Source organism: Mesorhizobium sp. M1142, from assembly GCF_040318565.1.
GTDB lineage: Bacteria > Pseudomonadota > Alphaproteobacteria > Rhizobiales > Rhizobiaceae > Mesorhizobium.
Genome location: NZ_JAMYMK010000007.1, coordinates 134,957 through 146,865, shown reverse-complemented (window position 1 = coordinate 146,865; position 11,909 = coordinate 134,957). Strand labels below are relative to the sequence as shown.

The 11,909-nt window shown below is 62.8% G+C and carries 14 protein-coding genes; 1 reads left to right on the top strand and 13 read right to left on the bottom strand.

Annotated features, from left to right (window positions below; translation table 11 throughout):
• Positions 1 to 247 precede the first annotated feature (247 nt).
• The gene (locus tag NKH42_RS14075) at positions 248 to 748 is read right to left on the bottom strand and encodes a DUF2165 family protein (RefSeq protein ID WP_352506499.1); all 501 of its coding nucleotides are present in this window, start codon (positions 746 to 748) and stop codon (positions 248 to 250) included.
• Positions 749 to 827: 79 nt separating this feature from the next.
• Here NKH42_RS14075 and NKH42_RS14070 point away from each other — a divergent pair, with 79 nt between their 5' ends.
• Positions 828 to 1,061: a hypothetical protein gene (locus NKH42_RS14070; RefSeq protein ID WP_352506500.1), complete on the top strand. Its 234-nt coding sequence runs from the start codon at positions 828 to 830 to the stop codon at positions 1,059 to 1,061.
• Positions 1,062 to 1,087: 26 nt separating this feature from the next.
• On the opposite strand, the gene NKH42_RS14065 is transcribed toward NKH42_RS14070, so the two are convergent.
• The 12 genes from NKH42_RS14065 to glyA form a co-directional block, all read right to left on the bottom strand.
• Positions 1,088 to 1,852 (bottom strand): ABC transporter permease, encoded by a 765-nt coding sequence (locus tag NKH42_RS14065; RefSeq protein WP_352974208.1) that lies wholly within the window; start codon positions 1,850 to 1,852, stop codon positions 1,088 to 1,090.
• The gene (locus tag NKH42_RS14060; protein WP_352506502.1) at positions 1,849 to 2,787 is read right to left on the bottom strand and encodes an ABC transporter ATP-binding protein; all 939 of its coding nucleotides are present in this window, start codon (positions 2,785 to 2,787) and stop codon (positions 1,849 to 1,851) included. Before NKH42_RS14060 ends, NKH42_RS14065 begins: the two co-directional genes overlap by 4 nt.
• The gene (locus NKH42_RS14055) at positions 2,784 to 3,959 is read right to left on the bottom strand and encodes an ABC transporter permease (RefSeq protein ID WP_352506503.1); all 1,176 of its coding nucleotides are present in this window, start codon (positions 3,957 to 3,959) and stop codon (positions 2,784 to 2,786) included. Before NKH42_RS14055 ends, NKH42_RS14060 begins: the two co-directional genes overlap by 4 nt.
• A gap of 42 nt (positions 3,960 to 4,001) precedes the next feature.
• Complete coding sequence (gene osmF, locus NKH42_RS14050) at positions 4,002 to 4,913, bottom strand: glycine betaine ABC transporter substrate-binding protein OsmF (RefSeq protein ID WP_352751608.1); 912 nt, start codon at positions 4,911 to 4,913, stop codon at positions 4,002 to 4,004.
• 159 nt (positions 4,914 to 5,072) lie between these two features.
• On the bottom strand, positions 5,073 to 6,290 hold the full coding sequence (locus tag NKH42_RS14045) for an MFS transporter (RefSeq protein ID WP_352751610.1): 1,218 nt from the start codon (positions 6,288 to 6,290) through the stop codon (positions 5,073 to 5,075).
• Complete coding sequence (gene nusB / locus NKH42_RS14040) at positions 6,287 to 6,787, bottom strand: transcription antitermination factor NusB (protein ID WP_352506505.1); 501 nt, start codon at positions 6,785 to 6,787, stop codon at positions 6,287 to 6,289. The genes NKH42_RS14045 and nusB overlap by 4 nt, the downstream gene beginning before the upstream one ends.
• On the bottom strand, positions 6,784 to 7,278 hold the full coding sequence (ribH, locus tag NKH42_RS14035) for a 6,7-dimethyl-8-ribityllumazine synthase (RefSeq protein ID WP_352506506.1): 495 nt from the start codon (positions 7,276 to 7,278) through the stop codon (positions 6,784 to 6,786). The genes nusB and ribH overlap by 4 nt, the downstream gene beginning before the upstream one ends.
• A 130-nt stretch (positions 7,279 to 7,408) precedes the next feature.
• Positions 7,409 to 8,026: a riboflavin synthase gene (locus tag NKH42_RS14030; RefSeq protein ID WP_352751611.1), complete on the bottom strand. Its 618-nt coding sequence runs from the start codon at positions 8,024 to 8,026 to the stop codon at positions 7,409 to 7,411.
• A gap of 30 nt (positions 8,027 to 8,056) precedes the next feature.
• A complete protein-coding gene (gene ribD, locus NKH42_RS14025) occupies positions 8,057 to 9,187 on the bottom strand; it encodes a bifunctional diaminohydroxyphosphoribosylaminopyrimidine deaminase/5-amino-6-(5-phosphoribosylamino)uracil reductase RibD (protein WP_352751612.1) in 1,131 nt (376 codons plus the stop codon).
• Positions 9,188 to 9,189: 2 nt separating this feature from the next.
• A complete protein-coding gene (gene nrdR, locus NKH42_RS14020) occupies positions 9,190 to 9,699 on the bottom strand; it encodes a transcriptional regulator NrdR (protein ID WP_352506509.1) in 510 nt (169 codons plus the stop codon).
• Between the two features lie 153 nt (positions 9,700 to 9,852).
• The gene (locus NKH42_RS14015; protein ID WP_352751614.1) at positions 9,853 to 10,431 is read right to left on the bottom strand and encodes a hypothetical protein; all 579 of its coding nucleotides are present in this window, start codon (positions 10,429 to 10,431) and stop codon (positions 9,853 to 9,855) included.
• A 70-nt stretch (positions 10,432 to 10,501) separates the two neighbouring features.
• Positions 10,502 to 11,815, bottom strand: coding sequence for a serine hydroxymethyltransferase (gene glyA, locus NKH42_RS14010; protein WP_352751615.1), 1,314 nt, complete (start codon positions 11,813 to 11,815; stop codon positions 10,502 to 10,504).
• Between the last annotated feature and the right edge of the window lie 94 nt (positions 11,816 to 11,909).

The following is an 11,909-nucleotide window of genomic DNA, read 5'->3' as shown; positions in this document are numbered from 1 at the left end:
AATTTTCCTCGATTGGTGGCCCAAAAGAACCCCTCCCCGGGCCGTTGAGACAGGGGACGAATTTCCGCAACCGGAATCCGTCCCTTCGCAGCGGCTTATGCGAAACAGGGCTCGGAACGTCAAGATATTGTTCGGTTCTTGTCCGGCTTTCGCCCAAAAGATCCCGGGTTTCGCCCAAAAGGCTGGACGGCAGTGCGCCTGTCGACACCGCCATCCGGTTAGATCGATTGAAATCGACGAAGGGCCGTCAAGCTTTGCGCGGGTCGCCGTCCGGCTGGACGACGAAGACCAGCACCACCAGCATGGTCATGTAGAATTTGAACGCCGCCTCCTGACCATTCCATGTCGAAGACTGCCACATGGCAAACCACTCGCCGCCAACGACCATGAAGCCGAAATACCAAACGAGAAAGCCAATTGTGGCGGCAATGATGGCGAACTTCTTGGCATCGTTGAAAGCCTGTCCGCTGGCGTTGCGCGCCTGCCAAAGTTGCCAGGCGGCGATCAGGTACAGCAGGCAGGTCAGCGCCTCGCCAAGGATGATCAGCCAGTAGCCTGCCGTCCACAAGGCCGGGTTGGTGATCGAGCGGTACATCAGTGCGTTGCCGGGAAAGGTCGTGTCCATGCTCAGCACATGCTGGACAAAGGCGAAGTTTGAGCCGTAATCGGTGATGTTGCCAAAGGCGACGAGGAAGGCGAAAGCCGCCAGACACAAACACATGACGATCTTGGAGAAACGCGCGGTCATGGCAAGAACTCCTGCTGAAAGATCGGGGGATCACACTCATCAATCGCCGAGTCCCGAAGATCGCGCAACGGGTGGCCCAGTGATCATCGTACTCACAGCCATTGCAAGACATTATGCCGGCAAGCAAGACATTGCCGAGACTGTCGAAGCCCTCGATCTCGATAGTGATTGCGCTGTGGGCGACTTGGTCTCTGTGGTTAGAGCCGGTACACAGCACGATTTCGCCGTCATCCGCCGCCGCTGGATCGCCAGCGGGACGGGTATGGCGCTCGAACTGACGCTTGATCATCCGGCGCGTTCGATCGGCCGCTGAAAGGAACGAAGCTCGCTCGGAGAGGCTTACTCCGCCTCGCGTCCCATGCGCCGCGCTGTGCGGCGCTCGATCGCCGACAGCCCGTCATAGATCAGTACGGCAAGGGCGGCGACGATCAGGCCGCCCTGCAGGATGAAGGCGAGGTTGTTCGACAGCAGGCCGGCGATGATCACCTCGCCCAATGTCCTCGCCGCAACTGTCGAGCCGATGGTCGCGGTGGCAAGGCTGATCACCACCGACAGCCGGATACCGCCGAGAATGGTCGGCGCGCTGAGCGGCAGCTCGACCTTGACCAGCCTTTGCCAGCCAGTCATGCCGGCGCCACGCGCCGCCTCGACGACGTTGGCCGGCAGCGTCGTCAGGCCGGTCAGCGCGTTCTCGAAGATCGGCAGCAGGCCATAGAGAAACAGCGCAATCAGCGTCGGCTTTTCGCCGAAGCCGACCGCCGGCACGGCAAGCGCCAGCACCGCCACCGGTGGAAAGGTCTGGCCTATATTGACCAGGCTGCGCGACAGCGGCAGGAATTCGGCGCCGGCCGGCCTGGTGACCAAAATGGCGAGCGCGACCGCAACGATCGTCGCGGCAACCGTCGCGATCAGCACGGTCCGCAGATGCAGCAGCGTCAGCGTCAACAGGCTGCCCTGATTGTAGATTACCGGCGCGTTGTTCTCTGTCAGCGGCTTCAGCAGCGGTTCGAACCAGCCGGGATTGGTGAGGAAGGCGATAAGCACCACCACCAGGGCAAGCCTGAGCAGTGATGGAAGCCAAGCCTTGAAGCCAGCCTCTTTCATGCCGGTCTCGCCGCGCGCTTAACTAGCCCGTCCACCGTGACGCGGCCAAGCGGCTTGCCGTCGGTATCTGTCACCGGCAGCGCAGGGCGGCCCGACCACAGGAGTTCGGCGAGCGCGTCGCGCTGGCTGGCGTCACCGGGGATCGCCTCGCCTTCGGCGGTGCCGTTTTCCACCGCGTCGCGGACCCGGCCAAGCGACAACAGCCGGAACGGTTTTTCGCTGGCACCTACCAGGGTTTCGACAAACGTGCTGGCCGGTTTCGCCAGTATTTCGGCCGGCTCGGCATATTGCACCACTTTGCCGCCGTCCATCACGGCGATCTTGTCGCCCATGTGAACGGCCTCTTCCATATCATGGGTGACCAGGATGATGGTGGTGCCGAAGCGCTTCTGGATTGCCAGCAGATCCTCCTGCGCCTTGTTGCGGATAATCGGATCGAGCGCCCCGAACGGCTCATCCATCAACAGCACGTTGGGTTCCGCGGCAAGCGCCCGAGCGACGCCGACGCGCTGCTGCTGGCCGCCGGAAAGCTCGTGCGGATAGCGTGGCCCGTAGTCTTGCGGGTCGAGCTGGTATAGCGTCATCAGCTCGTCGACGCGGGCCTTGATGCGGTTGGCGTCCCAGCCGAGCAATACCGGCACAGTGGCGATGTTCTGCGCCACCGTGCGATGCGGAAACAGGCCGTGGCCCTGGATGGCATAGCCTATGCTGCGGCGCAGCTCATAATCCGGCACCGAGCGGTTGTCGACGCCGTCGAGCTTGATCACGCCCGATGTCGGCTCGACCAGCCGGTTTATCATGCGAAGCAGCGTCGTCTTGCCGGAGCCGGAGGTGCCGACGATGACGGCGATGCTGCGCGGCTCGATTACCATCGACACGTCGTTGACGACTGTCGTCTCGCCATAGCGCTTGGTGATGCCTTCGATCTCGATCATGCCGTTTCAACCCTGCGCTTGCTGGCGCTCATTTGGATCACTGCATCGAGGATGATGGCGGCGGCGAAGGCCAGCGCCACCGTCGGCACGGCGCCGAGCAGCACCAGGTCCATCGCCGTCTGACCGACGCCCTGGAACACGAACACGCCAAAGCCGCCGCCGCCGATCAACGCGGCAATCGTGGCGAGGCCGATATTCTGCACCAGCACGATGCGGATGCCGGTGAGGATCACCGGGAAGGCGAGCGGAAACTCGACGCCGAACAGCCGCTGGCGGTCGGTCATGCCCATGCCGCGCGCTGCGTCGTTGGCGGCACGCGGCACACCGGCAAGGCCGACCACGGTATTAGTCACCACCGGCAGCAGCGAATAGAGGAACAGGGCGACGAAAGCCGGCGCTGTGCCGATGCCGCGAATGCCGAGCGCGGCAGCACCCGGCACATGCGAAGCGACCCAGCCGAGCGGCGCGATCAAGAGGCCGAACAGCGCGATCGAAGGAATGGTCTGGATGATGTTCAGCACGTTGAGCACGCCGGCCCGCAATTTCTCGACGCGATGGCAGAGGATGCCAAGCGGCAGGCCGATAATCACTGCTGCCGCCAGTGAACCCAGCGCCAGCGTAACGTGCTTGGAGCCTTCCGCCCAAAAACTATCGGAGCGATTGAAATATTCCTTGAGGATCGACAGGCTGTTCCAGCTCCCCGAGACGAGCAGCAGGCCGATCGCCGCTGCGGCGACAACAAGCACGCCGACCCGTGCCCGGGGCGACAGGTTCAGTCTTGTGAGCACGTCGGCGAGCAGAAGGGTGAAGGCGAAGATAAGCAGCCAGAAGCCCGAAGCCGGCGAGATACGGGCGAAGGTGTTGCCTGCGGGCGTCAGGAAGCTGCCGGCAACGCCGATCAGCAGCGCCAGCGCCGCAAGTGCAACCGCACTGGCGGCGAGGCGCAGAGCAAGCGGCGTTTTCAGCAGCGCAATGAGCGCCGCTGCGACAACAATCGCCATCAATAGCGGACCGACCGCCGCGGGCAAAGATTCGAGGATCGAGCGCGCCTCGCCGGGTACGATGCGATTGGCACGGAAGGTGGCGAATGGCGCCGCGAAAGCCGCATAGGCCGATATCGCCGCGATGACCACGCCAAGCTTGTCGAACCGGATGCGCACGCCCTCCCCCATCGGCCGATCCGGCGCACCTTGAAGCGGAGCGCCGGAATCGCCTTACTTCAGGAAGCCGTTCTTTTTCAAAAAGTCCTCAGCGACGCCCTTGACTGGCTCGCCGCCAACCTGCACGCGGCCATTCAACTCCTGCAGCGTGACGAGATCGAGCTTGGCGAAGACCGGCTTCAGCAGCGTCTCGATTTCGGGATGCTCCTTCAGCACCGCCTCGCGAATGATCGGCGCCGGCTGGTAGACCGGCTGCACAACCTTGTCGTCTTCAAGCACGACTAGGCCGGAGGGCGCGATGCCGCCGTCGGTGCCGTAGACCATGGCGGCGTTGGCGCCGTTGGTCTGGTTGGCCGCAGCGGCAATGGTCGCCGCCGTATCGCCGCCCGACAGCGTGATCAACTGGTCCGGCTTCAGCGTGAAGCCATAGGTCTTCTGGAACGCGGGCAGCGCGGCCGCCGAATTGACGAACTCGGCGGAGGCCGCCAGCACCACCTTGCCGCCGCCCGAGACATATTTGCCGAAGTCAGAAAGGGTGACGAGCTTATTGGTATCGGCGACCTCCTTGCGCAGGGCGATCGCCCAGGTGTTGTTGGCCGGTGACGGTGACAGCCAGACGATCTTGTTGGCGTCGTAGTCGAGCTTCTTGGCAGTCTCGTAGGCCTTGGCGGCGTCTTTCCACACCGGATCGTCGGCCTTCTCGAAAAAAAAGGCGGCGTTGCCAGTGTATTCCGGATAGATGTCGATCTCGCCGGCTGTAATCGCCTTGCGGACCACGGGCGTGCCGCCGAGCTGGATACGGTCGGTGGTCTGGATATTATTGGCATTCAGCACCAGTTGGATGATATTGCCGAGCACGCCGCCCTCGGTGTCGATCTTCGACGACACCACCACCTGGGCACTCGCCGAGGCAAACGTAATTCCGAGCGCTAGTACAGCGCCGGCCAGAACCCTGATTGAAAACATCTCACAAATCCCTTGCTGTGAACCGGAATACGGCTGCCGCATATGAGCATGGCTTCGATGCCCCGTCGGGGTACACGGTTTCATAAGAGGGGGGATGGGCGCAATAATTTTGTTCGGATGTGAGTGAATCCGCTGCCGCGACGCCCCGACAGCGTGACGTCAGTTGGCCGCCCGCAAGCCCGTCATCTTCAACACGCCCAGTGCCACGAAGCACAGCGCGACGACCGGGAAAATCATCCAGTTCAGCATCTCCCAGCCCCAGGCATTGTAGACCGCGCCCGACATCAGCGAGGCGAAGGCGACGGAGCCGAACAGGACGAAATCGTGGAACCCCTGGACCTTGCCTTTTTCGGATGGCTGGTAGCTGTCGGCCACCATGGCAGTGGCACCGATGAAGCTGAAGTTCCAGCCAAGGCCGAGCAGGATCAGCGTCGTCCAGAACTGCCACAGTGCCAACCCCGACAGCGCGACTATGCCGCAGCCAATGAGCAGTACCAGGCCGATAGCCACGATCCGTTCAGCGCCAAAACGATGGATCAGCGACCCCGTGAAGAAGCTCGGCGCGAACATCGCCATGACGTGCCAGGAAATGCCGAGCGTGGCGTCGTCGGTCGAAAGGCCGCAGCCGACCATGGCCAGCGGCGCGCCGGTCATCACGAAGCTCATCAGTGCGTAGCTGCCGATGGCGCAAAACAACGCCGCGACGAAGCGTGGCCTGGTGACGATTTCTGAGAGCGGCCTGGCGTCGCCGTCGGAAATTTCAACCTTCTCGGTTGCCTTGGCTGGGATACGCAACAGAGAGAGAATGGCGGCGCCGACCGCCGCCAGCACCAGGATGGACGCAAACGAGCCGGCAAACTTCACCGGCGAGAACAGATCGCCGGTGAAGATGACGATCTGCGGCCCGAGTATGGCGGTGACGATGCCGCCGGCCAGCACGAAGGAGATGGCACGCGCCTTGAATTCAGGCGGAGCATTGTCGGCGGCGGCAAAGCGGAATTGCTGGACGAAGGCGCCCCCGATCCCGATCACGGCCAAGCCGAAAGCGAACAGCCAGAAGCTGGGATGAAACAGCGCCAGCGTGGCGATCAGGCCGCCAAGCGCTGTCACCGCCGTTCCGGTCATGAAGCCGTCGCGCTGGCCGAGCCGGCGGATGACCGCCGCGGCCGGCAGGGAACCGAGTGCCACGCCGACATTGAAGCCGGTGATCGGCGCGGTTGCCAGCGACTTGTCAGCGTCGAGCAGATACTGCCCGGCCAATCCGCCCATGGAAATGGAGATGGGTGCGGCCGAGCCGATGATCGCCTGCGAGGCTGCGAGGATGAAGGCGGTGCGACGCGCTTCCTTGCCCGCCTCAACGGCGACGACGGCGGTCATGAGGCGTCCTTACCGCGGCCCTCGCCGCGCACCCGGCGCGACACGCGATCAAGCACGGCATTGACCAGTTTCGGCTCGTCGTCCTCGTAAAATGCCTTGGCGATGTCGACATACTCGGAGACGATGACCGCCACCGGCACGTCCTCGCGCTGCATCAGCTCGTAGACGCCGGCGCGCAATATGGCGCGCAATGTGGAATCGAGCCTCGATAGAGGCCAGTCCTCGGTCAGTGCCTGTCGGATGATCGGATCGATGGTCTTCTGGTGCTCGACGACGCCTGCAAGAATGGCGCGAAACCATTGCGCATCGGCTTCGCGATAGAGCGCGCCGTCGACTTCCTTTCCGAGCCTGAACGCCTCGTATTCGGCGGTGATCTCAAACACGCCGCTGCCGGCGACGTCCATCTGATAGAGCGCCTGTACAGCGGCCAGACGGGCTGCACCGCGCTTGTTGGCATGGCGAACCGCAGGCTGGCCGGGCGAAGCGGGTTCGCTCACGTTCGCTCTCCCAGCTGTTCCTTTAGAGCGATCATGGTCAGCGCCGCGCGCGCCGCAAAGCCGCCCTTGTCGCCTTCCGAACGCCTGGCCCGTGTCCACGCCTGTTCGTCGTTTTCGGTGGTCAGGATGCCGTTGCCGATACAGACCGAATCCTGCACGGACAGGTCCATCAGGGCACGGCTGGATTCATTGGCGACAATCTCGAAATGATAGGTGTCGCCGCGGATGACTGTGCCGAGGGCGACGAAACCGTCATAGTTCGTCCCGCCTTCGGAGGCACCGTCGAGCGCGAAGGAAATCACGGCGGGGATTTCGAGCGAGCCAGGAACGGTGACGACATCGTATGTCGCGCCCGCTTGGTCGAGCGCGCTGGTCGCGCCTTCGAGCAGCGCGTCGGCAAGGTCGTCGTGAAAGCGCGCCTCGATGACAAGAAGGTGCGCCTTCTTCTTCGGACGGGTGAACGCTTTGCCGTGTTGGGATGTGCCTGCCATAGATGTCTCCGGGGATCGCCGGTGACTTAGGCCGAAGCCGGTTTGATCGCAAGCGGAAGATTGCCGAAGGAACTTTCAAGGCCAACTCGGCGGCGATCGCATCAGGGAATGGGCTTTATGGACGAGCGCCTCAAAGCCCCTCCTTCGCCGCCTCCATCAGCCGCGCGGCGTAGCGGGCCATGGTGTCGATCTCGAGATTGACCCAGTCGCCGACCTGGCGTTCGCCCCAGGTGGTGACGGTCAGCGAATGATGGATCAACAGCACGTCGAAGCGGGTGCCTTCGACCTTGTTGACGGTGAGCGAAGTGCCGTCGAGTGCGACGGAACCCTTGGGGGCGATGAATTTGGCAAGCCCGCGCGGTGCTTCCAGGGTAAAGCGCACGGCGTCACCCTCCTCCTTGCGGGCCACGATCTCGGCCATGCCGTCGACATGGCCTGATACAATGTGGCCACCGAGTTCGTCGCCGATCTTCAGCGCCCGCTCCAGATTGATCCTCGTGCCGGATTTCCAGGCCATAGCTGTCGTCAGTCTGAGTGCTTCTTCCCAGGCCTCGACCTCGAACCACCGTGCGTTGACGCCGTCTTCCGGCAGTCCCGTTACCGTCAGACAGACGCCGCCACAGGAAATCGAGGCGCCGATGGCAATGGTCTGCGGATCGTAGGCGGTGTCGATACGCAAACCGACGCCTTCCCTGAGCGGCTTCACGGCAGCGACGGTGCCGACATCGGTGACGATTCCAGTGAACATTAGTTTGGCCCCGTGAACATCAGTTCGGTCCTAGATGTCTCTTATCCATTCCGCATATGTGTCTTCGCCGAAACGCATGTTGCGCAATTTGCGAAATCCCGGCGGGATATTGTTGGCATCGATTGGCGATACAATGCCGCCCTCGCCGATCGCGTCCGGCCCCTGAAACAGCACGATACGATCGACCAGTTGTTCGTCGAGGAACGCCTTGGCCACCCTGGCGCCGCCCTCGACCAAGAGGCTGGCCATGCCGAGCGCCGCCAGATCCTCGAGCAGTTCCGGCAGCGCAATATCGCCTTCATACGTCTCAGTGCCGATGAAGCGAACGCCGACGCGTTCGAGCGCGGCGCGCCGGTGCGGATCGGCCTCGGCGCAGGCAGCGATATAGAGCGGCACACGGTCGACGCCGGCGACCAGTTTCGAAGTCTCGGCTAGCCTGATCTGACGGTCGAGCACGATGCGCGCCGGCGAACGGCTCTCCAGTCCCGGAAGCCTAACCGTCAGCGCCGGATCGTCCTCCAGTGCCGTGCCGATGCCGATCAATATGCCATCGGCTTCGCCCCGCATCAGATAGACTTCGCGCCGGGCGATATCGCCGGTGATGGAGACTTGTCCCTCGCCTCTCACGCCGATCTTGTTGTCGCTTGAAAGCGCAAGCTTCAGAATCACTTCCGGGCGTTTTTTCAGAGATCGAATCAAATAGCCGGCCATCTGCTCCGCGGCGTCGGCCGCCAGCACTTTTTCCACCACCTCGACCCCAGCGGCACGCAAGATTGCATAGCCCTTGCCGGAAACACGCGGGTCCGGATCGCTGGCAGCGCCGACCACACGCGCCACGCCGGCACTGACCAGCGCATTGGCGCAAGGCGGCGTGCGGCCGTGATGGGCGCAGGGCTCCAGCGTTACATAGGCGGTGGCGCCGCGCGCCAGTTCGCCGGCCTCTGCCAAAGCCTGGGTCTCGGCATGCGGCCGGCCGCCGACGGCGGTGACGCCGCTGCCGACGATCATCGGCCCGTTGCCGTCATCACGCACGATCAGCGTGCCGACGGAAGGATTGGTCGAGGTCCGGCCGGCATTCTTGCGCGACAGCCTGAGGGCTGCCGCCATATAGCGGCGATCGAGGAGCTCTTGCTCAGCCGTGCTGCGTTCGGACCCTGCCATGCTCAACTGGCGTCCTCTTCGCTCTTCCGCTCTTCGCCCCTGGGCTCGTCGGTTTTGAGCTCGTCGCCTTTGAGTTCGCCCAATACGTCGTGGAAATCCTTGGCCTCGCGGAAATTGCGGTAGACGGAGGCAAAGCGCACATAGGCGACATCGTCGAGCGACTTAAGCGCCTCCATGACCAGCCGGCCGACTTCGCCCGAAGCCACTTCGGTCTCGCCCGAGCTTTCGAGCTGGCGCACGATGCCGGTCACGGCCCGGTCGATGCGCTCGGGATCGACATTGCGCTTGCGTACCGCGATCTCGACCGAGCGCAACAGCTTGTCGCGGTCGAACGGCACCTTGCGTCCAGACTTCTTCACTACGACAAGGTCGCGCAGCTGTACCCGCTCGAACGTGGTAAAGCGGCCGCCGCAATCCGGGCAGACGCGCCGCCTGCGGATCGCCGCGCCGTCTTCGGCGGGGCGTGAATCCTTCACCTGCGTATCTTCGGACTGACAATAGGGACAGCGCATGGAGGGCCTTCGGTTCGCGATTCTCGTGGGGCGAAAGGCTTAGAGGTTTTTGCCACGATGGCAAAGTATGGCCGATGACCGATCGCGCCTCAGAGATAGCGAGGCACGAGGAAAATTGCGAGAGTGGCAATCAGTTGGACGGCAATACGCCAATCAGGGAGCGACGTCGCCGGTCGGGAAGCCGCAGGACGTGCCGAGATAGCGATAGGCCTTGGTGAAGCCGTCCATCGATATGGTCGCGACCGGCTTGTCGGCGAAGCTGACATCAAGGGCGCTCGTACGGCGCATGGCACGCAGTATGGCAAGCGTGGTCTCGGGTTTGTTGTCCATCATCCACTGTCCGTCGGCGATAAGATGAAAACCAGCCTTGATCTTGTCGTTAACGTCGCGAAACACCGCCGGGACGTTGTCACCTTTGGGCAAGTCACTGTTTCTCACGGCGATGATGAGGCTCGGATAGCCTCCGGGTGGCAGTACGTCGCCATTCGAGATGGCCAGCGTAAGGGTGCCACTGGTGCCGTTAGCGTCGAAAAAGACCGTAGAGGCGGCACAGGTCTTTCGCACATCCTCACCGGTGTTGACCTCGTCCATCGTGGTGGACCACCTGCCGAACGTCTCTGTCCTTGGCGCTGCCGGCGTCGGCTCGGTCTGCGCCAAGGCGAAGCCGGACAGCTGCAAAATAGCCGAGGCCAGCAAGGCACCAAAGCCGGCGAAACGGAAAGTTTGCATCATTGATGCTTCTCCGCAGGTGCCTTGCTGTCGCACCGGGATTGTCGCGCACATGGAGGACACTCGGCGTCGGTCAACCAAGATACGGGTAAAGCGGAAAACGATCCGTCAATGCCGCCACCTTGGTCTTCACAACTGCCTCGACGGCCGCATTGCCATCGTCGGAATTGGCGACTTTCAGTCCATCCAGCACCTCGGCGATCAGCTTGCCAATCTCGCGGAACTCAGCCTGGCCGAAGCCGCGCGTGGTGCCAGCCGGCGTGCCAAGCCGAACGCCCGAGGTGACGAAAGGCTTTTCCGGGTCGAAGGGGATGCCGTTCTTGTTGCAGGTGATGTTGGCGCGGCCAAGGGCAGCCTCGGCGCGCTTCCCGGTGGCGTTCTTGGGGCGCAGGTCGACCAACATCAGATGGTTGTCAGTGCCGCCGGAGACGATGTCGAGACCGGTTTCCTGCAGGCTGGAGGCCAGTGCCTTGGCATTGGCAACGACGCTCTCCGCATAGACCTTGAAGCTCGGCTTCAGCGCCTCGCCCAAGGCCACCGCCTTGGCCGCGATGACATGCATCAGCGGTCCGCCCTGCAAGCCGGGAAACACGGCCGAATTCATCTTCTTGGCAATGTCCTCGTCATTGCACAGGATCATGCCGCCGCGCGGGCCGCGCAGCGACTTGTGCGTCGTGGTGGTGACCACATGGGCATGCGGCAGCGGCGACGGATGCATGCCACCGGCGACCAGTCCGGCGATATGAGCCATATCGACCATCAGATAGGCGCCGATCGAATCGGCGATCTCGCGAAAACGCTTCCAGTCCCAGAGACGTGAATAGGCGGTGCCGCCGGCCAGGATCAATTTCGGCTTGGTCTCATGGGCAGTCTTCTCGATCGCGTCCATGTCGAGCAGATGATCGTCCCGGCGCACGCCATAGGAGACGACCTTGAACCATTTGCCGCTCATATTGACCGGCGAGCCATGCGTCAGGTGCCCGCCGGAATTGAGGTCGAGACCCATGAAGGTGTCGCCGGGCTGCAGCAGCGCCAGGAACACCGCCTGGTTCATCTGGCTGCCGGAATTCGGCTGGACGTTGGCGAAGTTGCAGCCGAACAGCTTTTTCGCACGTTCGATGGCCAGTTCCTCGGCGACATCGACAAACTGGCAGCCGCCATAGTAGCGCTTGCCCGGATAGCCCTCGGCATATTTGTTGGTCATGATCGACCCCTGTGCCTCGAGCACGGCACGCGAGACGATATTTTCCGAGGCAATCAGCTCGATCTCGTGGCGCTGGCGGCCGAGTTCGTTGCGGATGGCGCCGAAAATCTCGGGGTCGGCATCGGCAAGCGTGGTTTCGAAGAAGGATTCGAATTTGTTCGACACTGCCGCTGCTGTTGCCATGGGCTGAAATCCTCAAGGTTCGGGGTCTGTCGCGCCATTAACACAGTTGCTTTCGGCCCGCCACGTTTGCTGCGCGAAATTTGCTGGCCGGATT

Bases quoted from the DNA above. Each gene is read 5' to 3' on its own strand.
- NKH42_RS14030 (WP_352751611.1), bottom strand. From the start codon at position 8,026: ATGTTCACTGGAATCGTCACCGATGTCGGCACCGTCGCTGCCGTGAAG.
- NKH42_RS14015 (WP_352751614.1), bottom strand. From the start codon at position 10,431: ATGATGCAAACTTTCCGTTTCGCCGGCTTTGGTGCCTTGCTGGCCTCG.
- NKH42_RS14075 (WP_352506499.1), bottom strand. From the start codon at position 748: ATGACCGCGCGTTTCTCCAAGATCGTCATGTGTTTGTGTCTGGCGGCT.
- osmF (WP_352751608.1), bottom strand. From the start codon at position 4,913: ATGTTTTCAATCAGGGTTCTGGCCGGCGCTGTACTAGCGCTCGGAATT.
- NKH42_RS14045 (WP_352751610.1), bottom strand. From the start codon at position 6,290: ATGACCGCCGTCGTCGCCGTTGAGGCGGGCAAGGAAGCGCGTCGCACC.
- ribD (WP_352751612.1), bottom strand. From the start codon at position 9,187: ATGGCAGGGTCCGAACGCAGCACGGCTGAGCAAGAGCTCCTCGATCGC.
- NKH42_RS14060 (WP_352506502.1), bottom strand. From the start codon at position 2,787: ATGATCGAGATCGAAGGCATCACCAAGCGCTATGGCGAGACGACAGTC.
- NKH42_RS14065 (WP_352974208.1), bottom strand. From the start codon at position 1,852: ATGAAAGAGGCTGGCTTCAAGGCTTGGCTTCCATCACTGCTCAGGCTT.
- glyA (WP_352751615.1), bottom strand. From the start codon at position 11,815: ATGGCAACAGCAGCGGCAGTGTCGAACAAATTCGAATCCTTCTTCGAA.
- nrdR (WP_352506509.1), bottom strand. From the start codon at position 9,699: ATGCGCTGTCCCTATTGTCAGTCCGAAGATACGCAGGTGAAGGATTCA.
- NKH42_RS14055 (WP_352506503.1), bottom strand. From the start codon at position 3,959: ATGGGGGAGGGCGTGCGCATCCGGTTCGACAAGCTTGGCGTGGTCATC.
- ribH (WP_352506506.1), bottom strand. From the start codon at position 7,278: ATGGCAGGCACATCCCAACACGGCAAAGCGTTCACCCGTCCGAAGAAG.